This is a genomic window from Cylindrospermum stagnale PCC 7417 (assembly GCF_000317535.1).
GTDB classification, from domain to species: Bacteria; Cyanobacteriota; Cyanobacteriia; order Cyanobacteriales; family Nostocaceae; genus Cylindrospermum; species Cylindrospermum stagnale.
Map to the genome: position 1 here is coordinate 6,173,393 of NC_019757.1, position 26,405 is coordinate 6,199,797.

The 26,405-nt window shown below is 40.7% G+C and carries 22 protein-coding genes; 9 read left to right on the forward strand and 13 right to left on the reverse strand.

Going from position 1 to position 26,405, the window contains the following annotated elements:
- Positions 1-49: 49 nt before the first annotated feature.
- The 11 genes from CYLST_RS26135 to fdxB all read right to left on the reverse strand — a co-directional run bounded on the left by CYLST_RS26135 (position 50) and on the right by fdxB (position 10,605).
- The gene (locus CYLST_RS26135) at positions 50-2,701 is read right to left on the reverse strand and encodes a tetratricopeptide repeat protein (RefSeq protein ID WP_015210745.1); all 2,652 of its coding nucleotides are present in this window, start codon (positions 2,699-2,701) and stop codon (positions 50-52) included.
- Positions 2,702-2,849: 148 nt separating this feature from the next.
- Positions 2,850-3,110, reverse strand: coding sequence for a type II toxin-antitoxin system HicB family antitoxin (locus CYLST_RS26140; protein WP_041233275.1), 261 nt, complete (start codon positions 3,108-3,110; stop codon positions 2,850-2,852).
- Positions 3,107-3,292 (reverse strand): type II toxin-antitoxin system HicA family toxin, encoded by a 186-nt coding sequence (locus tag CYLST_RS26145; RefSeq protein ID WP_015210747.1) that lies wholly within the window; start codon positions 3,290-3,292, stop codon positions 3,107-3,109. The genes CYLST_RS26140 and CYLST_RS26145 overlap by 4 nt, the downstream gene beginning before the upstream one ends.
- Before the next feature lie 3 nt (positions 3,293-3,295).
- The gene (locus tag CYLST_RS26150; protein ID WP_015210748.1) at positions 3,296-3,715 is read right to left on the reverse strand and encodes a hypothetical protein; all 420 of its coding nucleotides are present in this window, start codon (positions 3,713-3,715) and stop codon (positions 3,296-3,298) included.
- A 342-nt stretch (positions 3,716-4,057) separates the two neighbouring features.
- Positions 4,058-4,519 carry an ArsC/Spx/MgsR family protein gene (locus CYLST_RS26155; protein WP_015210749.1) on the reverse strand — a complete coding sequence of 154 codons (462 nt, stop codon included), beginning with the start codon at positions 4,517-4,519 and terminating at the stop codon, positions 4,058-4,060.
- A 185-nt stretch (positions 4,520-4,704) separates the two neighbouring features.
- Entirely contained in the window at positions 4,705-5,316 is a 612-nt protein-coding gene (locus CYLST_RS26160) for a cysteine dioxygenase family protein (RefSeq protein WP_015210750.1), read from the reverse strand.
- Between the two features lie 179 nt (positions 5,317-5,495).
- A complete protein-coding gene (locus tag CYLST_RS26165) occupies positions 5,496-5,981 on the reverse strand; it encodes a hypothetical protein (protein WP_015210751.1) in 486 nt (161 codons plus the stop codon).
- Between the two features lie 74 nt (positions 5,982-6,055).
- Entirely contained in the window at positions 6,056-6,643 is a 588-nt protein-coding gene (locus CYLST_RS26170) for a cytochrome c oxidase subunit 3 (RefSeq protein WP_015210752.1), read from the reverse strand.
- A 212-nt stretch (positions 6,644-6,855) separates the two neighbouring features.
- Positions 6,856-8,523 carry a cytochrome c oxidase subunit I gene (ctaD, locus tag CYLST_RS26175; protein WP_015210753.1) on the reverse strand — a complete coding sequence of 556 codons (1,668 nt, stop codon included), beginning with the start codon at positions 8,521-8,523 and terminating at the stop codon, positions 6,856-6,858.
- A gap of 74 nt (positions 8,524-8,597) precedes the next feature.
- Positions 8,598-9,575, reverse strand: coding sequence for a cytochrome c oxidase subunit II (coxB, locus tag CYLST_RS26180; RefSeq protein WP_015210754.1), 978 nt, complete (start codon positions 9,573-9,575; stop codon positions 8,598-8,600).
- A 736-nt stretch (positions 9,576-10,311) separates the two neighbouring features.
- Positions 10,312-10,605, reverse strand: coding sequence for a ferredoxin III, nif-specific (gene fdxB, locus CYLST_RS26185; protein ID WP_015210755.1), 294 nt, complete (start codon positions 10,603-10,605; stop codon positions 10,312-10,314).
- A 661-nt stretch (positions 10,606-11,266) separates the two neighbouring features.
- Here fdxB and CYLST_RS26190 point away from each other — a divergent pair.
- Positions 11,267-12,862, forward strand: a complete 1,596-nt coding sequence (locus tag CYLST_RS26190; protein ID WP_015210756.1) for a helix-turn-helix domain-containing protein — start codon at positions 11,267-11,269, stop codon at positions 12,860-12,862.
- A gap of 208 nt (positions 12,863-13,070) precedes the next feature.
- Here CYLST_RS26190 and CYLST_RS26195 read toward each other — a convergent pair whose 3' ends face one another.
- Positions 13,071-14,048 (reverse strand): ferredoxin family protein, encoded by a 978-nt coding sequence (locus tag CYLST_RS26195; protein WP_015210757.1) that lies wholly within the window; start codon positions 14,046-14,048, stop codon positions 13,071-13,073.
- Between the two features lie 1,016 nt (positions 14,049-15,064).
- On the opposite strand from CYLST_RS26195, the gene CYLST_RS26205 reads away from it, so the two are divergent.
- From CYLST_RS26205 to CYLST_RS26225, 5 genes are all read left to right on the forward strand, one after another.
- Positions 15,065-15,811, forward strand: a complete 747-nt coding sequence (locus tag CYLST_RS26205) for a Mut7-C RNAse domain-containing protein (RefSeq protein ID WP_041233917.1) — start codon at positions 15,065-15,067, stop codon at positions 15,809-15,811.
- A gap of 86 nt (positions 15,812-15,897) precedes the next feature.
- Positions 15,898-16,866 (forward strand): ROK family protein, encoded by a 969-nt coding sequence (locus tag CYLST_RS26210; protein WP_041233918.1) that lies wholly within the window; start codon positions 15,898-15,900, stop codon positions 16,864-16,866.
- 483 nt (positions 16,867-17,349) lie between these two features.
- Complete coding sequence (locus tag CYLST_RS26215; RefSeq protein ID WP_015210760.1) at positions 17,350-18,312, forward strand: hypothetical protein; 963 nt, start codon at positions 17,350-17,352, stop codon at positions 18,310-18,312.
- A gap of 6 nt (positions 18,313-18,318) precedes the next feature.
- Positions 18,319-19,146, forward strand: a complete 828-nt coding sequence (locus tag CYLST_RS26220; RefSeq protein WP_015210761.1) for a nuclease-related domain-containing protein — start codon at positions 18,319-18,321, stop codon at positions 19,144-19,146.
- Positions 19,147-19,369: 223 nt separating this feature from the next.
- Complete coding sequence (locus CYLST_RS26225) at positions 19,370-20,980, forward strand: histidine kinase N-terminal 7TM domain-containing diguanylate cyclase (RefSeq protein ID WP_015210762.1); 1,611 nt, start codon at positions 19,370-19,372, stop codon at positions 20,978-20,980.
- Positions 20,981-21,140: 160 nt separating this feature from the next.
- Here CYLST_RS26225 and CYLST_RS26230 read toward each other — a convergent pair whose 3' ends face one another.
- A complete protein-coding gene (locus CYLST_RS26230) occupies positions 21,141-22,829 on the reverse strand; it encodes a potassium channel family protein (protein WP_015210763.1) in 1,689 nt (562 codons plus the stop codon).
- A 302-nt stretch (positions 22,830-23,131) separates the two neighbouring features.
- Between CYLST_RS26230 and CYLST_RS26235 the strand changes: the two genes are divergently transcribed.
- The 3 genes from CYLST_RS26235 (at position 23,132) to CYLST_RS26245 (ending at position 26,357) form a co-directional block, all read left to right on the forward strand.
- Positions 23,132-23,620 carry a hypothetical protein gene (locus CYLST_RS26235; RefSeq protein ID WP_015210764.1) on the forward strand — a complete coding sequence of 163 codons (489 nt, stop codon included), beginning with the start codon at positions 23,132-23,134 and terminating at the stop codon, positions 23,618-23,620.
- A gap of 243 nt (positions 23,621-23,863) precedes the next feature.
- Positions 23,864-25,423 carry an NB-ARC domain-containing protein gene (locus CYLST_RS26240; RefSeq protein ID WP_245587436.1) on the forward strand — a complete coding sequence of 520 codons (1,560 nt, stop codon included), beginning with the start codon at positions 23,864-23,866 and terminating at the stop codon, positions 25,421-25,423.
- A 538-nt stretch (positions 25,424-25,961) separates the two neighbouring features.
- Positions 25,962-26,357, forward strand: a complete 396-nt coding sequence (locus CYLST_RS26245) for a hypothetical protein (RefSeq protein WP_015210766.1) — start codon at positions 25,962-25,964, stop codon at positions 26,355-26,357.
- Positions 26,358-26,405 lie beyond the last annotated feature (48 nt).

A 26,405-nucleotide genomic window follows, 5' to 3' on the forward strand; every position in this document is an offset into this window, starting at 1 on the left:
GCATTTAATAATTGAGCAATGTTTTAAGCAACGCATCTCATTAATATCTTTATGTATTGCCATCTGATGCTTCTGTTTGTTGCTGCAATGCTTCTCGAATATATGACAATAGCTCAGGATTGCTTTCTAGTTTTTCTAGCATTGCCAGCGCTACTTCTGGATTAAACGCGGGAATTTCTGCTTGTTGTGCAAGAGCTTGAAGAATGTCAAACAATGTTTCCTTATTACAATGCAGAAAGCTCATTATATGCAATGCTTTGACAATAAATGCTACTTTTTGTGTATTTGGGTGTTTGTTACCTAACTTTTTTTGATATATTGCCAACGCCTGTTTAGACAAACTTTCAGCTTTTGCATATTTATTTTGCGCTTCATACAACAAAGCTAAATTGTTAAAACTCGTTGCTACATCGGGATGGTCTTGTCCTAGTAGGCGTTTTCTAATTTCTAAAGATTGCTGATAAAGAAATTCTGCATCGCTGTAGCGTCCTTGGAAATGGTAGAGTAATGCTAAATCGTTAAGACTTGCTGCTACATCAGGATGGTCTAGTCCCAATTGACGTTTTCTAATTTCTAAAGATTGCTGAAAAAGGGGTTCTGCTTCGCTGTAGCGTCCTTGAAAGCAGTAGAGTCCTGCTAAATGGTTAAGAGTGAACGCTACATCGGAATGGTCTAGTCCTAGTTGACGTTGACTGATTTTTAAAGATTGCTGAAGAAGAGGTTCTGCTTTGCTGTAACGTCTTTGAGATTTGTAAAGTGCTGCTAAATTGTTGAGACTTGTTGCCACAGAAAGATGGTCTAGTCCCAGTTGGGATTTTCTGATTTCTAAAGATTGCTGAATAAGAGGTTCTGCTTCGCTGTAGCGTCCTTGAAAACAGTAGAGTGTTGCTAAATTGTTAAGAGTCGATGCTACATCAGGATGCTCTAGTCCTAGTTGGGATTTTCTGATTTCTAAAGATTGCTGAATAAGAGGTTCTGCTTCGCTGTAGCGTCCTTGGGAATTGTACAGTGATGCTAAATTGTTAAGAGTGGATGCTACATCAAGATGGTCTAGTCCTAGTTGGGATTTTCTGATTTCTAAAGATTGCTGAATAAGGGCTTCTGCTTCGCTGTAGCGTCCTTGAGAATAGTAGAGTGTTGCTAAATTGTTAAGACTGGTTGCTACATCAGGATGGTCTAGTCCTAGTTGGAATTTTTTGATTTCTAAAGATTGCTGATAAAGAAGTTCAGCATTGCTGTAATGTCCTTGAGATTTGTAGAGTGCTGCTAAATTGTTAAGACTGGATGCCACAGCGGGATGGTTTAGTCCCAGTAGGCGTTTTCTGATTTCTAAAGATTGCTGATAAAGGGGTTCTGCTTTGCTGTAGCGTCCTTGAGTATAATAGAGTGTTGCTAATCCATTTAAGCTGGTAGCAAGTTGTGTATTTTCATTGCTTTTACACCAAGCAATCATTTTTTTTAAATGCGGTTCAATCAAATTAAATGTTGCTAGAGTCCTAGATTGATTAACATTACCAGCAACATCTGCAAACACATCACAAAAGGCTTGTTTGATTTTGCTGTAATCAGAATGCTTTTTAAGTTGTTCGCTGAAATAGTCGCTGACGAGAAGATGCAAGTTATAAATATCTTCTTCAACCAAAATAACAAAATGCAACTTTCGCAGAGATTTTAACCAGCGGTCTTTTAAGTCATCGGGACTAAATGATTCTTCTTGCAGAATATTATAAATTGCTGTGACAAAATCCCAATGGATGGGAGACGATGCAAATGCACCCAATACACAAGCGAGATATTTTGCCTCTGGTTTTAATTTTTCCCAACTCAAATCAAATGCAGCTTGCAGACCTCTTTGTGCTTGCATCCCCATCGGTACTTCTTCCGGTGACAATGCGGGATGTTTGACTTTATATTCTAACTTTTGGCGCATTGCTAACAGCGATAGTTGCTGATAGTCTTCATCCTTTAGATAATATCCCACCAGTTCTAAGGCTAAAGGCAAGCGTCCTAAGTCTTCGCAAAGCTTTTCGGCTTGTTCTAGTTCTGCTGCAACTCGGTTTGCACCAATAATTGAAGCTAATAAATCCACTGCTGCTGACAGTGATAATATTTCTAAAGATAATGTTTCTGCAATTTGTTTGTCAGGTATCTCCCGCGATGTCATCAACAAACGCACTGTCACTAAATCTGATGGTGGTAAATAAGGCTTGAGGTTTTCAGCTAAATCAGCTACATCATCAAGAATCAGCAACACTTTTTCTGTCTGCATTTTCCATGCTTGCCAACACTGCGTTACCTTTTGTTTTGGTGACAAATCGTCTTGCAAATCTCTATTAAATTTCCACCTGGTCAGTGTGACAATTTCAGCAGCAAGATTTTGTCTATCGCGCACATCAATATAATACACTCCCCCGCTAAAGTGTGTTTTACATTCTGGGCTATGGGCATATTCCCGCACCAGTCTGGTTTTGCCAACTCCACCCATGCCGGAAACTACGCAGACATTCTTACCACTTTGCAATAATTGATGGAGTTCTGCTAATTCGTCATCCCGTCCAAACAACCCACCCTCTCGCGGTTGCGGTGGTGCAAAGGGGTTCCCTTCTATTTGCGGTGGCTGAAAGGAAAAGATGTTGTTTTGGGTGTTGTCTTTGCCATCTTGGTTGATGTTTATCAGCTTATCAATATTGTTGGGGTTCATAAAAGAGTTTCAATTAAAAAATATCTAAGGGTGGGGTGTGTTTTCGCCATAATATATAAGATGAAAATGGTGATAATTAGGGCGGGCAAGATGCCCACCCCACAAGAGTTTCATCTAATTTAGATATACAAATTAGATGTGTTGTGGTTTATTTGAATACTCTGACACCGATATGTGTTAAATAAAATTCCTCACCCTCTGACTCGTGCAATGCATCCAAATAGGCATCAATGCCGCGAGGTTGGGGAACTGATTCGCTATTTTGCAGATGGAAAACTAGCGCTGAACGCATATTCTCTAAAGTTTCTTCTAGTGTCTCACCTGTAGCAATGCAACCCCACACATCAGGTGAGTATGCCGAAAATCCTGTTTCGCTCTTTTCTAAAACAATCAGATACTTATCCATCATTTCAGTCCTGCTTGTCTGAGAATGCTTGACAAAGTTCCTTTCCTCACATCATCACTCATTTTGCCTGATACCGTTACCTTGCCTGGCTTTATTGAATGCTTAAACTGACGATGACTACCTTCGGTTCCCACCAGATACCAGCCATCTGATTCAAGCAAGTTTATGACTTCTCGCACTTTCATACTTTAGAAGTTGCTGAAGGTGTTGGTTTGGGTGTTACCTGTACCAGCTTGTGTAACGGTAATCTGTTTGCCAATAATGTTAATTGTGCCACCTGTTTTCACTGCTTGAAACTTATCCTGAAATGTGGCATTTTTCTCTGCATCGGCAGTATCGACCAATTCGGCAAAAATCGGATCGGGTGGAATTTGTTCTAAGACTGTTTTATCTAGATTTAAAACTTGTGGATCAGCTGCTGCTAGTGCTGTGGCTGTCTCTGGGGAATGTTTGCGAATTTTTGCAAGTACTTCACCAATCTTTTTCGTAAAACCGTCGCTGAAGTTCTCACCGGATTTTTCTAGTGCTTTGGTGAGAAATATAGTAGCGATCGCTAATGCTAAAGTTGTCGGTTCCATAGGTTTTGCTGAGTAATCTAATACACTCATTGCAACACAGTTACCACAAACCAGCAAGAATTAAGCGCAAGTTCGTAGTCAGGACTTTAGTCCTGATTGTGATAAGCATTCTCCGTGCTTACTACAAACTATCAAATAGTTGCGATCGCTAAACCAGTTAAAAATTTATAATCATAGGACTTACGCATCAAGTACGAAATGTAGGGGCAATTCATGAATTGCCCCTACGGTAAATCCTTGCTCTTACATCATTTTTGCGTAAGTCCTGATCAAAATGAGAACGCCTAGAATGGCAAGCATTCTAGGCGCTATAACTATCTTGATTCTAGGGGTGTCTGTGAACAGGCGGGACGCCTATTCTACGGAATATAGCTAATGTTTGCACTTTCCTTTTTCGTGGTGGTGTTCATGGTTGTGGGAACAACCTTGTAAGTTCTGTGCTAGGAGTTCTTCCATAATTGCCTTTTGGGACTCGTCAACAGGCTGTAAGCCAATCCAGGCATCAATTTTGGCGACATCAAAACCGACTTCGCGGCGATCGCCAACTTGAAGTAAAGGACGACGAATCAACAGCGGATCTTGAATCATCAGCGCTAAAGCGGTATCAGCATCGACTTTTTCGGGAACTACCTCACCAGACTTGATTCGGGGTGCAGATTTGTTAAACCATTCGGCTACAGTGCTTTTGCCAAAAAATGACCGCAGCTTTTCAACAGTCCAAGGTTCTGCTAACAGATTATATGCCACTACCTCATGACCTGCCGCTGTCAGCAAAGCCTTTTGCTTCGCACCACCTTGACAGCCTGGTTTTTCATAAAAAATTACTCTCGTCATTGAGATTTTCTCCTAGTGACAATAATTGAAGCGAAACACCGAAAATTTAGTTCCCTTTAAATTTAGGCATTTAGTCCCACTCAACGAGGACTTCGTGGAAAGTGCCGCGATTTTAATCGTCTGGGCTATTTCATTTAGCGCTTATTTTCTAGCTTAAATAATTATTTGACCTTGTGCCACTCAGCTTAAAACTTTTTAGCAATATGGTTAACCGCATCAAATTCAAATCTCTTTCGTGAGTCAGTTTCGCCATAAATATTAAAAGTAACAGTTGGTTCATCACCCACCGCTTTTACACGGTGAATTGCATCATGAGTCAAGCTAATTATGTCACCAGGTAATAAGCTAATTTCTCCCGTAGTTTCAATTTTATCTGGAAACTCAACGCTCTGACTTCGCCGCCAAAAGGTATTTTTTTCCTGACCTTTTAACACCGCCACTACTCCCCAAGTTCCATGATTATGGATATTAGACATTATTCCTGGGGCAAAACTGACCATTTGCACCGTTAACGGAAAACCTAACTCATGGTAAAGAAGTAAAACAGAAGTTCCCGTTTTTGGATCAGGTTCTAAAAATTGACTCTGTACCCAATAGGAATTTACAATCAACCGCCTTACCAACAGCCGAATTTTAGGTAAAAAAACAGATTCATCTTCAGCCTCATTGATAACATCCTCTACCTCAGTTAGAAACCGATAAAGACGATAATTATCCCGCAACAAATCCCATGCTCTCGCCGATTTACAGGCTTGATACTGCCCATCTCCAGTTACAAGCCAATCCTTACCTGTCATAATCTTTAAACTAAATGACTAATGACCAATGACTAATGACCAATGACCAATGACCAATGACCAATGACCAATGACCAATGACCAATGACCAATGACCAATGACCAATGACCAATGACCAATGACCAATGACCAATGACTAATGACCAATGACTAATGACCAATGACCAATGACCAATGACTAATCATCTTCTTCTGGTGGACGTGTCAAAATATCCAAGAGGATACCCGCACCAAAATCATTTTTTTCATCAATCTCTTTCACTCTGGCACTAACTTCTTTAGCTGGCTCTATTTCTCCTAATTTAGCTAAGACTAATCCAGAAGCAGCATAAGCATTTAAGTACAATCTAATTTGGGGTTCTTCCTTGCGCCTAATCAATATAGGTTTAAGCTTTTCCCAATCATCAGAAAAATTCTCGGCTGCTTTAATTTTATCTGTGACTTTGACTACTGTTTGCAGCGCCAGAATAAAATTATTTTTGTAGTAAAAATATCTATATGCTGCAATTAAAACGTCGATATTTTCCCCAGCTTTAGCTAAAGCTTGTTGCATATACTGCTCAGATTCAGCGGTATTTTCCCAGGTCTTCGCCGCCAAGATTAATAACTCTTTAATATCTTCTGGAACCTGAAACCATGATAACTTTTGGGCATCAACTTGCATCATAACCTCCTAAGGTAATTGGCTTCAGATTCCCGACTTCTTAGAGAAGTCGGGAATCTTGTTGAATTACCAATTTAGAAAATATTGAGAACGTAGACCAAGGTGAAGAGAACAATCCAGATGATGTCTACAAAGTGCCAATAAATTTCTGCCATTTCAATGCCAGTGTGATTGGTGGCAGAATAATGACCAGGAACGCGCGATCGCCACAATACATTCAACATCCACAAAAGTCCCACAAATACGTGCAAGCCGTGGAACCCAGTCAAGATGTAAAAGCAGTTGGAGAAAACGTTGGTAGTTAGACCGTAGCCTAAATTAGTGTATTCATACACTTGACCAACCAAGAAAATCGCGCCCATGATTGCAGTAATTCCATACCACAAACGCATTCCCTTAACATTATTCTTTTTAATCGCCACATCACCCAAGTGAATGACGAAACTACTAGAAACCAGAATAACGGTGTTAATCGTCGGCACGAATAACTCTACTTCCATTCCTTCTGGTGGCCAAACTGGTGTGATGGCTTTAAAGAACAAATAAGTGGCAAAAAATCCCCCAAACATTAGGGATTCAGAAGCGAGGAAAGTTAACAGTCCCCAGACTCGCAAATCTGGATGTGCTTCGTGATGTTCACTTGTCGTCGTCGCGATGGTCATCTCTTTAGCCTCTGAATAAATGCCCAACAAGGGCTAGGTAAAGGATGAAAGCCTTCATCCAAAACATGGCAGTCTTTTTTGATCAACAGGAGATCCCCCCAACCCCCCTTAGAAAGGGGGGCTTAATTTTCGGCTTATGCTTATGCCCTGAGAAAGATGTTTTAATTCTTCCTTTACCCCCTTTTTAAGGGGGTCGGGGCGGGGGGATCTAATTAAACACTAACTTCTGGTGTTCCAGGTGGTTGTATAGCAGCACTATGACCATGACCGTAGTCGTAGGGGCCATGAGTGACAACAGGCAGCACTTCCCAGTTTTCAATGATGGGTGGAGAACTGGTTGTCCATTCTAAGGTTAAAGCTTGCCAAGGGTTATCACCGGCTAATGCACCTTTGCGCCAACTTTTAATGATGTTGTAAGCAAAAGGAAGTACCGATATCCCCAAGATAAATGAACCGATGGTGCAAATTACATTGAGGTTGACAAATTGCGGGTCATACATGGCAACTCGTCGGGGCATTCCTTGTAAACCCAATTCATGCATGGGTAAGAAGGTGAGATTAGTGCCGATGAAGGTGAGGGCAAAGTGAACACGACCCCAGGTTTCATCCAGTTTCCGGCCTGTCATTTTGGGGAACCAGTGGTAGATGCCGGCGTAGATGCCAAACACGGAACCACCAAACAGGACGTAGTGGAAGTGTCCGACGACATAATAGGTGTCGTGGACGTGAAGGTCAAAGGGGGCTGTTCCCATTGTGACGCCGCTTAAACCACCCATGACGAACATGGATAGTAAGCCGATCGCAAATAGCATGGCGCTGGTGAAGCGGATTTTACCACCCCAAAGGGTTGCTACCCAGCCAAATATCTTAACGCCAGTGGGTACGGCGACAATCAGGGTAGTGATGGTGAAGAAGATCCGCATCGGCCCGGATGTGCCGCTGGTAAACATGTGGTGAACCCAGACGAACAAACCGACGACGCAGATAGCGACGCTGGAATAAGCGATCGCTTTATAACCAAAAATTGGTTTGCGCGCGTGTACCGGAATTACCTCGGACATAATGCCGAAGATCGGCAGAATCATTAAATAAACTGCCGGGTGAGAATAAAACCAGAATAAATGCTGGTAAATAACTACGTTACCGCCGGCATCTGGTTTAAAGAAGGAGGTACCAAAGTTTAGGTCAAACAACAGCAGCACTAAACCCGCTGCTAGCACTGGTGTAGAGAGAAGTGCCAAAATGGAAGTTGCCAACATGGCCCAACAGAACAAGGGCACTTGATCCCATTTCATGCTGGGAACCTTCATCATCAAGATGGTGATCACAAAGTTCAGTGAACCCAAAATTGAGGAAGTTCCCACCAAGACGATCGCTAAAATCCACATAGTTTGAGCAGCGTGTGCTGTCACCAAACTCAAAGGTGGGTAAGCTGTCCAGCCTGATTGAGAACCGCCAAAAATGAAACTACCTAACAGCAGTAATCCGGCTGGTGGGTTTAACCAAAAGGCGATCGCATTCAGTTTGGGGAAAGCCATATCTCTAGCACCAATCATCAGCGGTACTAGATAGTTGCCAAAACCGCCAATTGCACTGGGAACGATCCATAAAAAGATCATGATCGTCCCGTGATTGGTCATAAAAGCGTTATACAGGTTCGGGTCGAGGACGTCGGAATCTGGTGTCGCTAATTCGGCACGAATCGCGATCGCCATCAGTCCACCGATCAGATAAAAGAAAAACGCTGTCACCAGGTATTGGATACCAATCACCTTGTGGTCAACATTAAATGTAAAGTAATCTTGCCATTTCCACGCCGTCGGATGAGAGGAGTGATTTCCTGCGGATGGCGTATTCCGGGGAAATTCTACTTGTGTCATAGTTTTGCCAGTTGTCAGTTGTGAGTCAGTTGTCGGTTGTCAGTTGTCGGTTGTCAGTTAGCAATGACCAATGACTAATGACTAATGACTAATGACTTTAAAGTTGCAGCACTAATACCCATATCGCGGACATGAGGTGCAAGAAACTCCGAAGTTGATAAATTAGCTGGGTTAACTGCAACCGCTTGATGCATATCTTGCTGTTGTGCAAGTTGGTTTTCTGTTAGCCAGCTTTGATAATCTTCTGGGGTGTGGACAATAACTTGCGATCGCATCGAACCGTGATAACCACCGCACAATTCCGCACAAACTACAGGATATGTACCTACTTTAGTAGCGACGAAACGCAATTCAGTCGCGATACCAGGAAGCGCATCTTGCTTCAACCGGAAGTTTGGCACCCAAAAAGAATGAATCACATCATCTGCTGAGAGATTCAACTGCACATCAGCACCAACAGGAACGTGTAACTCCCCTGCCGAAATGCCACTTTCGGGATAATTAAACAACCAAGCGTACTGAATCCCCTTCACATCCACAACCAAATCGGCTGGCTTACCTTGAGCATTAGGCGTCCCACCAATACCGATTGACGCCTCAGTTGTTGATGCTGATTGATCATTCAAAGTAGCAGCCATTGCACTACCTGAAACATGAGCAACATGAGCCGAAGAATGAACATGTCCCGCAGGCTCAAACCCGCCCATTTTGTTATAAACATCCACACTGTAGATGCCCAAAACAACCACAATTACTGTAGGGACAGCAGTCCAAAAAATTTCTAAAGCAGTGTTCCCTTCCACAGGCACACCATCAGTATCATCACCCCGACGGCGACGATACTTAATCAAAAAAATTACAATGGTTCCTTCTACTACTAAAAACAGGGCAATAGCGATGGTAAACATGATATTGAAGAATCCGTCTACCAAAGGCGCTTGTAGCGATGCTTGCACCGGCATTAGAGTGTGGTTTTGACCAATCAAGATGCTGATAGCTGAAATTAACAACCCAGCTAACAGCGTCCACAGTGAAACAGGGACTTTTTGCATACATGTTACCTGCGCTGTAAACCGTAATTCAATCTGCGATTTTCTGGGAAACTATGAGTAATCGGAATCAGGATTTTAGGATTAACAAGATTAACAAGATTGATTTTAGGTATAAAGACTAATCCTGCTCATCCTGAGGATTTTCAGATTAAAGAATTAACATGATTAACTTGAGAAATCTAAAGATTAATCCTGCTCATCCTGTCATCCTTAAATCCTGATTAAATCCTTTTATCCTGTTCATCCTGTCATCCTTAAATCCTGATCCCACTTACTAACTTTCTAACTTGTAGCCAGACAAAATGGGGGAAACTTCCAGATTTTTTCATATCTTTCCCCCAAAAAATTAAAAAAAATTTTATTTGATATCCTATGACAAAGATAGCCATGCTGTTTCCAGAAAAGCTAATTTTTTTAAGACTACACCATTAATAGTGACTGAGTAAAACCTCATAGCTACAGCTAGAAGTAGGAAACAAGAGAACTTGTATTCCTCCTTCTAATTATTAATTTAACAACTCAGAATGTTGCACTGCACATTCATTAGGCTAAATTAGCAGCAAGTATTAATTTGTTAATAGATAACAATTAGCGATTTACGTTTTTGTTTACAGTGAACTTTTTACCCAATTCCGGTAAATATTTAGGATTCCCCTCCGGTTACCTTGCTTGACAATTCGCCCTTTAAATAGTGCCTCCTTGTAAAAATTAAAACCTTGAACAGACTGAGAAAAACTTAATTGTTTACTGTGGTATGGCTGTAGCAGTTCTTGGGACAAATGCGTGAACAAGCTTCACAACCAATACAGTTTTCAGGGGAGGTAACAGCCATTACTTTGCGTTCAATTTCTTCATCATCTTCATCTTCCACAAATTCCCCTTCTTCATTGAGTGCCTTTAAACCCAGTACATTGTGACCACACACTTTAATACATCTGCCACAACCGATACATTTATCTTTGTCAATCTCTTGAGCAAATTTAGGTGTCCAAGTTTTACCGCCAAATGTCAACCCTGTGAGTTGTGCCATAAATAAACCCCCGGCAATTTTGCCTACAAATTAGTTGGTACTTTAATCATCATACTAGCTTAAGTTTTTTAGCTTTTAATGTTAGAAATTTACTTTTTAGCATCAAAGTTTAATGACTTGATTTACCAGGTAATTATCCTGTTTACTTAACCTTTATTAAATGACATTTTTTGGCAATAGTTATTGTGTTGATTGAACAACGAGACCCCTGACTTCTTTAAGAAGTCGGGGATCTGAACCTTGAAAAGAATACGCCTTAATTTATCTCAGTTATTTTGAAATATGCATTTTTGATTAAAACCTCAGAATCAGAGATGTTCCTAAAAAACACTTTAGCTAAGTCTTTTTAGTCAAAAACGAACAATTATGCGAGTAAATATGCTGGCAAACCTTAAGAAATACTTCTAAGCTCACCTTGAACAATCTTATCGAAATCTTTATGAAATGTATAGTTAATGAAGAAGCAATAAAGGCGTGGCTGGAAAGGGTTAAATAGCTACCAATTGAATGCGAAGTCCCAATCTGGATGTGGTAATTAGTGAGGCAAAAAATATTTTTTTTGTAATAAAGATAATTTGGTAGCCAGTTATGAATAAAGAGGACACATCCAGGGGAGACATGAGCCGAACATCCCAACGATTAGAGTAGGAAGAGTAGCATTATGCCTTATACAATTCCTAACAACAGTTGCGTTGGATGTGACAACTGTCGTCCCTTATGTCCCACGGGTGCAATCAAAATAGAGAACGGTGAATACTGGATCGATCCTTGTCTTTGTAACAATTGTGAAGGTTTTTATCCTGAACCCCAATGTGTAATCGTCTGTCCGACAAATTCTCCTATGCCTTGGCGGGCAAAAAAGGGCAGATGTAAAGTTGAACCGCGAGATGCTACCAGTCCAGATTTATTTTCTAATGGCAAAAATCATTCATTTGCTTCTGCGATCGCTATTTGGGAAGCTTGCAATCTATTGTCCCAGCGCACATCTCTACATTGGGAAACAGATGAAGAGGGATACTTATGTTACAGCCGACAAGTTAATCAAGGCCGGGGTGCGATTACCTTTCACATCCAAGATCCATTGCAAGTCGGTAATCGAGCCACAGACTTACAAGCAATTGAAGGGCTAGATATCCGAGCCGCAGCCATACATCTGATTTTCGCCGCCCATGCTACAGCCTTAGATCAACCTTGGGAGCAGGAATTTGCCATCGACGAGCGCCAAATTGAGAAATATTTAGGGCTAGAGAAACGCAAAGACCTGAGCAAAATTGCCAAGCTGACTTTAATGAAAAACATCGTTCAGCAAGCTTGCTCATTGATCATTTCCATAGACTGGCCCCAACAAGGTCGAATTAGAGGATTCTCAGTTACACAAAGTTGCTTGTGGCATTTGACGAAAATTGAGCACCACTTTCAAGAAGATGATCTAGGCTGCAAATATCTCATCGGACTGACTTTTAAAATTAGACCTGGCATCTGGACACAACATTTCTTAAACAAACAAGCCTGTAAAGAGCGAACCGCATTCTATCAATATGGCAGTCTACCCAAAACACTCTTAACTACAGTTATGAGTATTTGGCAGCAACACGAAGGCGCCGTCAGACTCATGTTGTGGTTGCTGTTTAAAACCAAAATGGGCAAAGAACAACGCATCACCATTCCTACCTTGCTGCGCGTTGCTTATGGTGAAGAAAAAGTCGCCCTAGCCTCTAGACAACGGGAAGAACGCAAGCGCCTACTGCGAACCTTTGAAAGTGATTTGGAAATGCTCAATCACTATGGAATCAAACCACTTTTTGACCCAATTACCTACCCACCAGAAATTCAACCCCTATGGGCAAAATTAGTCGATCTACCCGAAGATCCAGATGAAGCCTTGGAATTTTGGATTAATGACGGTGGTGGTGAGACTCGCCTCACAGACACAGGTCCCCGTGGTAAGTGGAATCTGCTCATGAATGCCCGAATTTTGTCCTTTGAACTCCCCCCAGAATGGGATCAGCAAAACTCGGAATCAGACAAAAAGCAGCGGCAAGCTGCTAATACCAAAAAAAAGCCCAAACCCACAGGCGATTTACTCGGCGAACAGATTTTGCAAGCACGAAAAAATCTAAATCTCTCCCAGAGAGATTTAGCAAAGCTCACAGGTAAAAGCCAAAGCTGGATTCGCGATGTCGAAAATGGTCGTTTAAAACCCAAATTAGAAGACCAAGCCCTACTACGGAAATTGCTAAATATTGGTAATGGGTAATTGGTAATTGGTAATGGGTAATTGGTAATTGGTAATGGGTAATTGGTAATGGGTAATTGGTAATTGGTAATTGGTAATGGGTAATAGGCAGGATTAACTAAGGTTTTTTCATGGGTTATGGTGTATGCACTTCACGATGGCTAGTTAATTAATTATGTAAAATCTTCAGTTACAGCTAGGATTGTTAGTAGATGCATCACCTAGATTTTTACACACTATAAGTTACTACCTTTCTAGAGGTAAGATAAAGATTATCTACAGCATATTTTACAACCACTGACTGTTGTAAAGCATTGCAAGAAGTCCGCAGTTCTTGACTCTTGACTTGATCTTTCACAAGTTTGGCTTGGTAAGTGTAGAGAGAACCAGAAGGTTTTTCAAAAGTTAGTTCAGCGAGAATCGTATTATTGTCTAAACTTTGCTCTAAAATTTTGCCGGCTACTTTGTAGTTAAACCAGTCCCATCCGTGGTTCAAAATTAATTCTCTTTCCAACACCTGTAGTGCAGTTGGCAGAATTCCCCAGCCGCGATAGACTTTATTTAAACATTGAATATCGCCAGTACGGGTGAGAATCGAACTGAATGTATCTTGATCGAGAACCCCGTAATATCTTCCTTCTGGCAAGTCTATGGCTGTGGGGGCAAATCTATGTCCGCCAAAATGGGTTGATCTCCAAACCCGTACATTATCCAAATACAAATTAGCAACAGTATCTGTAGCATGAAAGTAAAAGGGATTGCCATATCTAGCGCAGCACTTATCATGGCTACCGTGGGTACAGACTAAAATATCTCTAGTTACACCGGTTTCTACTTTAGATTCAGGACTTTTACTCCACAAACATTTTCGGACAACGGTTGCTACTTGCTCAATATTTTCTAGCTTAAACTCTTGCTTGCGGTAGCCACTACTTAAACCCTGTTGTTTTTGATAAATCAATAGGGTGGTCTGATTTACTTTGTGTGATGAATCATTAGCAATTAACAGAAAGCTGATTGGTAGTCTAGCACGCTTCACTTCTTCTACCAAAAACCGCAAATTCTCTGGTACCCATTTGGAATTAAACGGTTCTGATACCCAAGGAGGAGGACACTCGACTAAAATATAAGTTTGGTAATTGGTCGCGCTACCAATAACATCTTCTCCTATTTGCCGCGAATAGTCAGAGCAAAAAAAAGTATTCATCTAGATTTACTCATGAATGGATTTTATGGACAAAGGAAATGGAAAAATATGATCGTGTTGTTGGCTACAAATTCCTGGCTGAAGATAAATCAACAGGAAGTATATAGATTCCCTCTCTTAAAATCAGGTAGCCACTTTATAACATCCTTGTTTTTTAACGTCTTTCCGGTTAATAAATCCTCCATCATCAAACTCAAATACCCAAGGAGTGATATTTCCGTATATACAACGTTAAATTTGTATCTACTTTTGTCTAGCAGTTGAGAAATTTTCACAAGCTGAATCTTGCTTTCTCTACCATGATCAAATATATTCCACCTTGCTAGATCGGATAGAGAGTTTTCGGTACTAGGCTGGACTAAGAAGTGAAGGTAGCATATATTACTTCTGATAATATTACTTGCAACCAGGTAGATTTTTAATCTCTTGCTTAAATTATCTACATAATCACCAATAGCCCCTGTCTTCCTTACTTAATTGCATAATCCTACATACTTTTAAGATAATATTATATCCATATTGCTAATAATTCTCAATTGAGGAAAAAAAATAGACATGTCTGGTTTACAGGTAAACGCAACGATTGCCTGAATTTTATGCCTGGTAAGCTAGTATCCGCCCTTAGTGGCTAATTCTTGGGGAATAGCACTACCATCAGCATCACTCTAATCTAGGATTTAGCCTTTTACCTTATCTAGCTTCCTGGAAATCACATCAGGTATGGTCTCTGGGTATATGCCTCGACTGTAACTGAAGTCAATAAGAAAATCAAGTAGTTGACAATTTTTATTAATTTTCTTACAAGTCTTAACTTTTTGTAGGCTTTGTAAATTAAAGTTAACTCACATTGAATAGTTGAGAATGCTCAAGCCCGCAAACATTAAGACTTTCAATATAATCAATCATCTTTATCAGATATTACAAACTATTGCAAATATCCCTGGTATGAGTCTTCCTAATTGGAGAAATTGGGAGAATAACTAATGACTAATGCCCAATGACCAATGATGAATACTATGGCTGTTGCTTTTTTCTACTTTTATGCAGAATTGAATGATTTTTTACCACGACATAAAAAGCAGGTCAGAATATCTCACTCCTTTGCAGAGAGAGCCTCTATTAAAGACATGATTGAGGCTTTAGGTGTGCCCCATCCAGAAGTTGATTGTATAAAAGTTAATGGGGAATATGTAAATTTTTCTTACATTGTGCAGGATAAAGATACTATCCATGTTTATCCAATTTCTGCTATAGCTGTGACTACACAAATTATTTCTGTGCGACCAAAAGCGCTCAGTGTAATTCGCTTTGTTTTAGATATTCATTTAGGTAAGCTAGCGACATCTTTAAGATTGTTAGGCTTTGATACTTTATACCGTAATGATTATGAGGATGAAGAATTAGCACAAATATCTTCTAGGGAAGAACGGATACTCTTGACTCGTGATAAAGGTCTATTAATGCGGAGCTTGGTGGTGCATGGTTATTATGTAAGAAACACTCAACCTCAAGAGCAAATAGTGGAAGTATTACGACGCTTCGACTTATTTAAAAAATTATCGCCCTTTCAAAGATGTTTACGGTGCAATGGGTTATTAGAAGCTGTAGCTAAAGAATCTGTTATTGACCAATTGCCTGAAACTGTACAATTGCAGACTCATGAATTTCATCGCTGTCAAGACTGTGCTCAAATTTATTGGAAAGGGTCACATTATGAACGCTTGCAACAGTTTATTGAGGCGATAATTAAGCAAGGGGAATAGGGAATGGGGAATATAAAAGATTAATTAAAATTGTCAATTACTAATGCCCAATGCCCAAGGCCCCAGTCCCTATTTTTATAATAGTTATGGCATTTATATTAGCTCTTGATTTTGGCGGAACTAAACTGGCGGCGGCGACGGTAAATGTCGGTTCTAGGGAGTGGCTACGTTATGAAAGTCGTCTCTCACCGGCGAATGCAGATGTGCTGAGTGATTTAGATATAATGCGATCGCTAATTGATTCTCTACTCAAAGGCTCAAAACCCGATGCCATTGGTGTTAGTTTTGGCGGCCCAGTAGACGCAGCCACAGGTTTAGTGCGACTCTCTCACCATGTCCCCGGCTGGGAAAACATACCCCTGAAAGACTTGCTAGAAGAAGAATATCGCGTGCCTGTGACTGTAGACAACGATGCCAATGTAGCGGCTTTAGGCGAACATCGCTTTGGTGCTGGGCAGGGATACGAAAGCCTGTTTTACATCACCATCAGCACCGGCGTGGGTGGTGGTTGGATACTCAATGGCAAACCTTGGCGGGGTGCATCAGGGATGGCTGGGGAAATTGGACATATGGTTGTCGATCCTCATGGGCCAGTATGTCTGTGTGGTAAGCGCGGTTGTGTGGAACGTTTAGCATCTGGCCCCTACATGGCCCAAAATGCCAGAGAAATTTTAGCAGCTGAATCTCTGAGTCGAAAAGGCATCGTCAGGGGAGAGATATTGAGGAATTTAGTAGGGGATAATTTAAGCCTACTTACGGGGCAATTAGTCAGTCAAGCGGCAGCAGAGGGAGATAATTTAGCTCAGGAAGTTTTGCAAAAGGCAGCTTGGGCGCTAGGTGTGGGTATTGGCAATGTCGCAAACTTGATGAACCCCCAGCGCTTTGTTTTGGGTGGTGGTGTGACAAAAGCGGGAGAGGCTTTTTGGCAAGTGGTGCGAAGAGTAGCGCGAGAGACAGCGTTACCAGAAGTTAATTTTGAAATTGTCCGTGCGGTGCTGGGTGATGATGCACCGTTGTGGGGTGCTGTGGCTTTGGGTTTAGAAGTTTTGCATTGATTTAAGAACCTCTCTCCAAACCTCTCTCCTAAGAGGAGAGAGGCTTTGAATCTTGCTCCCCTTCCCCGCAATAAAAGCTTTTCCTTTCCCCTCTCCTCTTAGAGGATGTTTTAAAAGTTCTCTTGTTGGTAGCAAAAAGTTTTAGATCCCCCTAAATCCCCCTTAAAAAGGGGGACTTTAAGAAGTTTTCCCCCCTTTTTTAAGGGGAGCCACTGCGTTGGGCGGCTCCGCCGACTTGAAGCATGTGGCGTGGGCTAGGGGGGATCTCGATACGACTTGATACTTTACAAACATCCTCTTAGGGGAGGGCTAGGGAGAGCTGGGAAGGGGTTGGGGGTTAGGTTTGTTTTGGATGCAACTCTAACCCTCTATAGCCGTTTTTAGCCCCCCTTAAAAAGGGGGGTTGGGGGGATCTTCGAGTTGTGTAATTTTTAATACTGTTTTATCATGAATACATAATTAAGTTTTGCTTTTAAATCAAAGATGAATATACATTTATCTTCAGAAGTTATTTGGAGTTTAGCCATAACCAGTTTGATAGGTTTATGGCTAATTTGGCAGGCTGTAAGGATAAACTCTGATATTGATATATTGCAATTATCAGTTAACTGGTTTAGAGATAGACCTATTATTTTGCCTTCTTTACTTTTTTTGATTTCCCCATTTTTGTCTACATATATTTTTCATAATTTATCACCAGATTTTAATAAAATACTTGATAATAAAATAATTGCACAATTATTAATAACTTTTGGGGCAGTTATAAGCATCTATATTGGAAACAGAGCTTTAGAAAGCTTCAGGAAAACTCAGGAACAGAAGAAAATAGCGAAGATACTTATTGCAAGTATGGAATTTCACTGCGAGTGTTTAAAGGAAATTGATAGATCCATTCAAGATTTTGTATATGAATCAGACATGGAAAATATTGAGTTCAAGGTTACTCAGAGCAGAGAAGATAATATATATGAGTCTACTATAAAACAAATTGGGGTTTTAAAAATTGAAGATACAGATAAATTTTATAAATATTACACAACTTTAAATTCTCTTCTTGGTAATATAATGCAAAACGAGAAAGCTAGAGGTTTGAGCAGTGAAAAATATAGGGAAATAAAAATATTTAAAAATTACCATCACCAACAAGATATACAAGAGAAAATAGAGATATTTTTCCTAGATATCAATCTATATCTTATGAGTATAAGTAAAGAAATACTTCTGGATATAGACAAATTCAACAAGTACAAAGAATTACTAAAAGCTGACTATAGCAAAATCAGAAGAAAAAATCATACTCACGGTAAAATGTACGATTTACTTAGAAGAACTGAAAAATTATTTAAAAAGTATGGATTACTTGCAGAACTTGAGGATCATTATAATAGACAAAAATCATTATGGTTAAGTTATTCTACTGCACAAGAATTAAACGAAGAGAATTAAAATTTTATGCGAACCCTTAAACAATCACCGGCGCTTAGGGAAAAATTCCAACAACAGGTTGATGTAAAAAAATCTGTCAAACGGCAAGAAGTTCAAGAATCATTAGGTAATGGTTTTTTGGGTTCATTGGGTGCAGCAGTATTTGAAATTAAGCAATTTCAAAACCAAATTAAAGGCAATTTGGGTGAATTTGGTGTTTCACTGCTGCTGAAATCATTACCTGATAGCTGGGTAATATTTAATAATGCTTTAATACCTACCTCTAACGTAAATACTTTAACAGAAATAGATTTATTAATTATTGGTGCAGGTGGAATTTTTTTAGTAGAGGTAAAAACTTGGAAAGGGTCATTTACTGCTTATAAAGATAAATGGAAACGACGAGAGGGAAATAACTGGGAAGTAATATCAAATAGTCCAACTTCTCAAAGTATCTATCATCAAAAAATGTTTAGTCAGTGGATTAATTGTTTGATTCCTAATCTACCTGATGGAGTAGTTAAGGCTCCTGTAATTTTTCCTGTAGCTAAATGGTTAGGAGTGACTGATTGCTCAGTTCCGGTTTTGCAAGGTATTCCCGCACTACTACAAATGATAGTAAGTTCTGCTGATTGCTTAACACCAATGCAAGTGCAGGTAATTGCTGAAGCGGTTGAAGATTTGACGACTCCTGCAAAAAGTGTTGAAATTACTAAACCGATTCCTAAGCCTAAACGCGAGAATTTGACTGATGTTAAAGCAGTTAAAGATTTGACGATTCCTGCTAAAAGTGTTGAAATTACTAAGCCGATTCCTAAGCCTAAACTGATTAAGCGTGAGAATTTGAAAGATTGAGTTCTTAAAAATGAATGTTGGGTTTCGTTCCATTGCTCCGCAACGCTGACGCGAACAACCCAACCTACAGGTAAATTGTAAGCGAATGCCGACCGCACGCGATCGCGAAGCGCAGATCGCATCGGGCACGGTGTTCACGATCACTACGGATGCAAATCTAGCACAATGACTAGCTCAAAGTTATCTCGTAAGCTTGAGATCAGCTTTTGAATGCTGCGTCACCATGCTTTTTCAGTGCAACCTCTACTTTATTCTACTGAGTATTACGGCCATCATTTCAGTCACCGTTGCCTTTGCAGCTTGGCAACGGCGCTCAATTTGCCTGGCTAGCAAGCCTTTTATATTGATGATGCTAGCGATCGCACTTTACGCTACAGCAGCAGCGATGGAAGCTGCGGCGATCGCCATTTCCGAAAAAATATTTTGGTCAAAACTGGAGTATGTCGGCTCAGGTAGTCTAATTACACTCTTCCTGATGTTTGCAATGCACTTCACAAACAGAAATCGCTGGCTAACGCCTCGAAATACAGCGTTGCTATGGGTTATCCCTAGCTTGAATGTCGCTTTGGTAGCAACCAACGAATACCATCGTTTAGTCTGGTATGACTTTTTGCCAGATCCAAATGGTAGTACCTTTGTGATTTATAAACACGGTCTTGGTTTTTTTTGGATTATGACCTGTGTTTACGTTTATACAATTCTAGGTGCAGTGCTGCTGATTCAGAAGTCCTTACTACCATCAGTTCTGCATCGCCAGCAGTCTTGCATGACATTAGCTGGTGCAGCATTCCCACTGTTGGGAGCTAGTATGTATATGCTAGGCTTCACTCCTCCCGGTCTGAATATCGCCCCGATGAGCTTCATGCTAACCGGACTGTTGGTTTTCGTTAGCCTTTTTCACTTCCGAATGTTTGACCTCGTGCCGATAGCTAGAGACACCCTGATTGAAAGAATGAGTGACGGTGTGCTGGTGTTGGATGTAAAAAACCGGATTATTGACATTAATCCGGCAGCAAAACATCTGATTGGAGTAAAAGGACTGCATTTTGGACAATCGGCCGATCAAATTATTTCAAAATGGCCAGAAATCCTTGGGCTATACCACGCTGATGAAAGTGTCAAAACAGAGATATTCATCGATTCGGTAATACATCGTTATCTAGAGCTACAGATTACGCCATTACACGATTATCGCCAACAGTTAACAGGGCGTCTGCTGATTTTGCGTGACATTACACAACGCTATCAGGCTGAGGCTGAACTGCGAAAGGCTAATAAACGGTTACAAAAACAGGTACTCGAAATTGAAACCCTACAGGTTCAGCTACGGGAACAGGCTACACGGGATGGACTCACAGGTTTATTCAATCGGCGTTATTTTGACGAGATATTGCCAAAAGAACTGATGCGGGCAGCGCAGGATTGTTATCCTGTAGCCTTGATGATCATGGATATCGATTATTTTAAGAATATTAATGATAGCTTCGGACACCCGGCTGGCGATCGCGTCATCCAATTATTTGCAGACCTTCTTCGCTGCTATAGTTCCTCTGGGGGCATCGTCTGCCGATATGGTGGCGAGGAGTTTGTATTGGTTTTACCCGGTATGACCCTAGAGAATGCCCTTCAGCACGCTGAACAAATTCGGTTATCCTTTGAAGCTACGCCACTGGAATTTGGCGGTAAAGAAATATCTGCAACGGTTTCCGGCGGAGTCGGCGTGTTTCCTGATCATGGAAAAACCAGCAACGATCTCTTGCAAGTAGTTGATCAAGCTTTGTATGCCGCTAAATCAGATGGGCGCAATTGTATCAAGTATGTGCAGAATAACTAGTGCGGCGTGGCGGAAATAACTACAGCAGATTGCAACTTGGTGAGGTACAGATTATCTACCCGCGTACCTCATTTACCTGAAAAATGCTGTATTACATCATGTCCGGATTTTAGATTTTAAATCTCAATCCAAAATTTTAAATCTAAAATCTAAAATTTGGTCAACCAGCCAGCGCTTGCTGTTCATCGCGCCACAATTGATATAACCGATTTGCCGGCATCGTCAAATACAAAATATCCCCAGGACTGAGGGTAGTTTCTAGCAAATCCCAACAGTGAAGGGTTTGAAAATTAGTTTCTATATACAAAGGCACAAAGTCAGCAGACATGGCGACATCTTTGACCGGCTGATGGCAAAAAGGGTGTGTTGGTGTAATCACAGAAGCAAAAGCCACCCAAAGACTATCTGCTGTAATGCCATTACCGATGATTTTTCCCCCCAGTGCAGCGGCTGCAAAAGCTGGTGCTGCTAATTCAGCGGGACTCAATACCGCCTCGAAATCAAAAAGCTGTTGGGCCATCCCGGCAAAATCAGGATCGGCATAATGAACAATCACCGGAATGCTGGGAGTTAAGTTTTTAGCTTTGAGGGCAATTTCTAAATTAGTGGCATCGTTGTTGGTAACAGCTAACACTGCGGCGGCAGAATGGATATTGCTGGTTTTCAGGGTAGCTTGGAAGCTAGCATCGCCGAGAATTACGGGAATACCTAAACCTCTAGCGGTATTGACAAATCTGTTATTGCTGTCGGTTTCAATTACTACCACCTCATGTCCGTTGGCGTGGAGTTGTTGGACAATTTTGATGCCAATGCCACTCAAGCCACAGACGATGTAGTGATAGCGTTGGGGAATTCTGGCTGCATCCCAAAATTGCTTAAAGCGGCTGCCTAAAACGAAATCGGTAAGCATAGCGTACCAAATACCAATCACCGCTGCCCCAATTAGCATGATGAGAATGGTAAATATTTTAATGCTATCGGGTGCCTGTTCTAATACTTTGTCGTTACCACCAGCGCCAGTAATCATACCGACGGCAAAATATAAGGCATCAATAAAGGAGATATTTAATTTGGCGGAAACATAGGTGAGGGTAGCCAGTAAAATTATTACTAATAAAGCGATCGCCATTCCGACAACTGCTTTAGCGTGTTGCTGAAATTGTTTAATATTGGTGATGACCTTCAGCAGCTTGATAATTAAAGACTTGCGCGGGGAACGGATGCGGGGTTGAGTACTGACAATTAAGCGATCGCCTAATTTCAGCTTTTGTTCAGACAACACCGCAGACACCAAGTTCATTTTACCTTCCACCGGCAAGTAATAAATCAGCATCCGCGAACGGTCTTCCCACAACTCACTGAGTTTTCGACCTCTCCACGGATGGTTTTCATCAATTTTTTCTTCCTGGATGGGCCAAGTTTGCTGCAATAACTTGATTTGTCCGATTGCTTGGTTTCCCAGGGCCGCAAAAGTAAAGACTGTGGCTGCTAAACCCACCACACTCATACTCCAGTGGTCTGGCAAAGTCTGATCTAAGCGATCGCCTAAACTTGTATTATAAAAGCGGTTGATTACCCGAATCTGGGGATTCAGTACCCGCGCCTGCATCATAATTGACAAATTTAACGCATCATCAGAGCTAGCAATCACCAAGGTGTGCGCCATCTCAATTCCCGCTGCCATCAAGGTTGCAGCCGTTTGTAAATCGCCAATAATCACATTTCCTGCGGTTTCTACAGGGATAGGTTTGTGATGAATGCCAACGACATAGGCTCCCTGTTGTCTCAGCAAACGAAAAATTTTATAACCGGTACGTCCTAAGCCACAAACAATGATTCGAGGTTTCATGAAACAGCAGCATGATTTACAGGAATGGCTGCATTTATTAGTTCTACATCAAGATTGTGGCTTACTTGCCTGAGAGATAACTGTAGCTGAAAACACGTTAAACAATTAAAAATTAACAATTAAAAATTAAAAATAGAAGACTGAAACACTTTTTTACCTATAGACGAATGGGTAGCGTGATCCTCATATCCTGATGAGTTTAAATGCGATGGCACTTTGACAAGATTCTCGGAGTCAATGTATTGAGATAGTAGAAGTTTTTTGGCAAATTTCTGAAACGAAACTTAACAACATATCAGCTCATGAAAACTTTAGCAAAAATTACCCTCTCCTTTGGTTTGTTATCAACATTGTTAACCACGACAGCAGCTAGCACCTTGGCTGTCACACCAAAGCCACAACTCCCAAAAACTCCACCTAATGAACAGTTAAAGGTACAACGTCAAAGCGGCAATTGTCCCAAAACATTCGGTATTTGGAATACCTTTCGTTACTACGAAGGTGGTGGAGAACATACTGTAATTGCCGACACATTAGCGATCGCCCTTCCAGCCAAGTTGGTATCATCGAGCAAAAAGTTCGCGGAGTACCGAGCAACCTTGAAAAAAGCTTATGCTACCTGCGTTGGTAGCGCTAGTAGCGAAGAAAATACTTATCGCGTTAGGTTTCAAAAAGGCAATGTTTATTTCCGAGTCCAGCTACCAAAAGACACACCCTCTAATCCTTCCGAAATTAGCGCCAGCACTATCCTAGCTTCCCGTCCTTATGTGAGGTGGGCGATCGCTGATTAATTTTTTCTGCCATGCTGTACTAGAGTGATTATTAGACATCTGGCGGGAAAGAATGTAGAGACTTTGCATGCAACGTCTCTACAAGGGTTATGCATAATGCATACAGCAGTTCTCGGTGTTATCAGGTACAATAGCAGCAATTAGCAAACCAGTTTTTTAAATGTTGAGGATTCATTTAAAAACTTTAAATTTATGCCAAAAAGACAACGCTTAACTCTCAAAGTTTCTGAAAGCGGAAAACAGTTGATCAAGGAAGCCAGGATTAAAAAAATTGAACAAGCCAGACAAGAAATAATTAAGACACAAGGAAGAATAGAAAAGGCTTGGGATATGGATGAAATATTTCTTAGGGAAGTAAGTAAGATTCTAGAACCAGATGAGAACTGGGATAACGCTCAAGAATCTTATTATGTATCGTTAGCGACTTGGAGACGATTTCGAGAAGCAAGACAACCCATCGATGCGTGGACTTTCCAGGCTTTTTGCCAAGTGTTAAACTTACCCTGGGAAAAAATAGCAGAAAATGATGTAGAGTGCCGCATAAATTTCAGTGAAGCACCTTCTATTGGTAACTTTTATGGTCGTACCCAAGAGTTAGCACAACTTCAGCAATGGCTGATTCAAGAACGTTGTCGGTTAGTTCTTATTCATGGAATAGGCGGAATTGGAAAAAGCGCCTTAGCTCGCCTTTTAGTAGACAAAATTACTGACAAATACGATTGCTTAATCTGGCTTTCTCTAGAATCAGCACCTCCATTTCAACAAATCCTAATTAAACTGGTGCAATTTCTATCTAAAGGTGAAAAACAAGAAGGCGATATTTGTCAAATAATGCAGTATTTACATCATCAAAGATGTTTAATAGTGATGGATGCTTGGGAAGAAATAATCGGTAATAATCAAGAAGATAGTAGAAACTATCGTGTATTTGTAGAGAGAGTAGCTAAAGAAGCCCACAAAAGCTGTTTATTATTACTTAGTAGAAAAAAATATCCAGATATTGAAATATTAGAAGGACAATTAGTTCGCTCAAAAAGATTAGGAGCTTTAACTTTTGAAGAAGCAAAAGAAATTTTAATAGCAGAAGGTATGTCTGGCACAGATAGTGAACTAGAAAAATTGAGCAGGCGTTATAGCAACCCGTGGATACTTAAAAGAATTGCCCAGAGCATTCATAATGTCTTTGATGGTGATATATCACCATTTATGGATATGAGTACATCAATTTTTGTTGATAAAGTCACTACTGACTTTTTAGATCGGCAATTTGAAAAACTTTCCAGAGTAGAAACCAACCTAATTTATTGGGTAGCTCTCAGACGGAATACAGCCTCATGGAATCAATTAGTACAGGATAGTAATAGTTTTTTAACTTATAATCAATTATTTCAAACATCAAATGATTTAATAGTAAGGCATTCTTTAGTTGCTAAAAAGACCGAAGATACGCCAGTAATCTATATACTAGATCCAGTAATTTTAAAGTATACTACTGAGCGATTTATTAGAGAAAATTACCAAGATATTAATCAAGTAATTAGAAATAAAAATCTTAATGGATCTGAACTGTTTATTACTCATAGTTTCATCACAGAATACCCAAAAGATGAAGAACTCAATCAGGAGCAAATGAGGCGGATTGTTAAACCTATTCAAAAAATGCTCTTAGCTGAATTCCGTAGTCAGAAGCGAGTTGAAGATGAACTACAGAAAGTTCTGCCCCTATTGCAAAATCAAGGATTGTCCGATGGGTACGCATCCCAAAATATCTCACACCTGATTCAGTGCGTCAATTTGGAGTGAAATCAGCGAGGACACTGTTGGCGAATTCTTGACATCCTCCCACTTGCTGACTTGACCTCAGCTATGGTCGGGGGATGCCTCTTTTTTCGCCCGTGATTCATGAGGCAGCTCGTTGGGCGGCTCTGCCGACTTGTAGCGACTGCCGTCTCGCCGCCAAATCAGAGATTATGGCGGGAGACGAATCACGGAGTTAGGTAAAGTTTCAAGGTCTGCCTGACGAAATAGTGCAGTGGTAGCTTGACTCAACTTATCTGTAGCAACCTGTCTAGCAATCCTTCTAGCTGTGCGCGAACTAGTCTAAAGTCCAGCACAAAAGCGTGAGCGTTAAATGAACTTTTCTTTGAACCATTCAATTATTCTCTGAGCCAAAACTGAGTTTGAACTCATATTTGCTTTAATGGTAAACCTTAATCAAGGTTCCTTCTTCCGGGTTCCTAATGCCAACAATCTATTGCAGAACTTTTTGGTTTACTACCTTCTGCAAGCGTCAAGCTAAATTTCTCGATTACATCCAAAACAATTACAAGAGGGTCTAACCATGTTAATTCAACAACAAAAAGTGACAAAAGCCAAAAAAACATCCCTTTACTTTTCACTATTAGGCTTGTCTATGTCAGTCTTTGCTGCCTTTCCTGTTAGCTTTTTTACTAGCACCACTGCTGCCCAAGCACAGAATTCAGAAAACCCAACAATTGCTACAGTCGCAAGCATGACAGATATCGGCGGCGGCCGGTGTTCCGTCACGTTAGTAGATGAATATCAAAATCAGTACACTGTGGATGCGAATTCAAACGTTTGTGCCCAAGTAGAAACTTTTTTGAACCACAAAGTGAGCTTAATGTATGAAGAAGAAGATGCTCCCGATTGCTTAGACGCCGGACCCTGTGAGAATAAGATAACTGTAATCACCGATATGCAGCTATCCGATCAATAAGTCGGGGCGGACTACCCGATTTGCTGACAAAATTATTTCAATAACAAA

Coding starts and splice junctions, on each gene's coding strand:
- CYLST_RS26135 (WP_015210745.1), bottom strand. CDS start 2,701: ATGAACCCCAACAATATTGATAAGCTGATAAACATCAACCAAGATGGC.
- CYLST_RS26140 (WP_041233275.1), bottom strand. CDS start 3,110: ATGATGGATAAGTATCTGATTGTTTTAGAAAAGAGCGAAACAGGATTT.
- CYLST_RS26145 (WP_015210747.1), bottom strand. CDS start 3,292: ATGAAAGTGCGAGAAGTCATAAACTTGCTTGAATCAGATGGCTGGTAT.
- CYLST_RS26150 (WP_015210748.1), bottom strand. CDS start 3,715: ATGAGTGTATTAGATTACTCAGCAAAACCTATGGAACCGACAACTTTA.
- CYLST_RS26155 (WP_015210749.1), bottom strand. CDS start 4,519: ATGACGAGAGTAATTTTTTATGAAAAACCAGGCTGTCAAGGTGGTGCG.
- CYLST_RS26160 (WP_015210750.1), bottom strand. CDS start 5,316: ATGACAGGTAAGGATTGGCTTGTAACTGGAGATGGGCAGTATCAAGCC.
- CYLST_RS26165 (WP_015210751.1), bottom strand. CDS start 5,981: ATGCAAGTTGATGCCCAAAAGTTATCATGGTTTCAGGTTCCAGAAGAT.
- CYLST_RS26170 (WP_015210752.1), bottom strand. CDS start 6,643: ATGACCATCGCGACGACGACAAGTGAACATCACGAAGCACATCCAGAT.
- ctaD (WP_015210753.1), bottom strand. CDS start 8,523: ATGACACAAGTAGAATTTCCCCGGAATACGCCATCCGCAGGAAATCAC.
- coxB (WP_015210754.1), bottom strand. CDS start 9,575: ATGCAAAAAGTCCCTGTTTCACTGTGGACGCTGTTAGCTGGGTTGTTA.
- fdxB (WP_015210755.1), bottom strand. CDS start 10,605: ATGGCACAACTCACAGGGTTGACATTTGGCGGTAAAACTTGGACACCT.
- CYLST_RS26190 (WP_015210756.1), top strand. CDS start 11,267: ATGCCTTATACAATTCCTAACAACAGTTGCGTTGGATGTGACAACTGT.
- CYLST_RS26195 (WP_015210757.1), bottom strand. CDS start 14,048: ATGAATACTTTTTTTTGCTCTGACTATTCGCGGCAAATAGGAGAAGAT.
- CYLST_RS26205 (WP_041233917.1), top strand. CDS start 15,065: ATGGCTGTTGCTTTTTTCTACTTTTATGCAGAATTGAATGATTTTTTA.
- CYLST_RS26210 (WP_041233918.1), top strand. CDS start 15,898: ATGGCATTTATATTAGCTCTTGATTTTGGCGGAACTAAACTGGCGGCG.
- CYLST_RS26215 (WP_015210760.1), top strand. CDS start 17,350: ATGAATATACATTTATCTTCAGAAGTTATTTGGAGTTTAGCCATAACC.
- CYLST_RS26220 (WP_015210761.1), top strand. CDS start 18,319: ATGCGAACCCTTAAACAATCACCGGCGCTTAGGGAAAAATTCCAACAA.
- CYLST_RS26225 (WP_015210762.1), top strand. CDS start 19,370: ATGCTTTTTCAGTGCAACCTCTACTTTATTCTACTGAGTATTACGGCC.
- CYLST_RS26230 (WP_015210763.1), bottom strand. CDS start 22,829: ATGAAACCTCGAATCATTGTTTGTGGCTTAGGACGTACCGGTTATAAA.
- CYLST_RS26235 (WP_015210764.1), top strand. CDS start 23,132: ATGAAAACTTTAGCAAAAATTACCCTCTCCTTTGGTTTGTTATCAACA.
- CYLST_RS26245 (WP_015210766.1), top strand. CDS start 25,962: ATGTTAATTCAACAACAAAAAGTGACAAAAGCCAAAAAAACATCCCTT.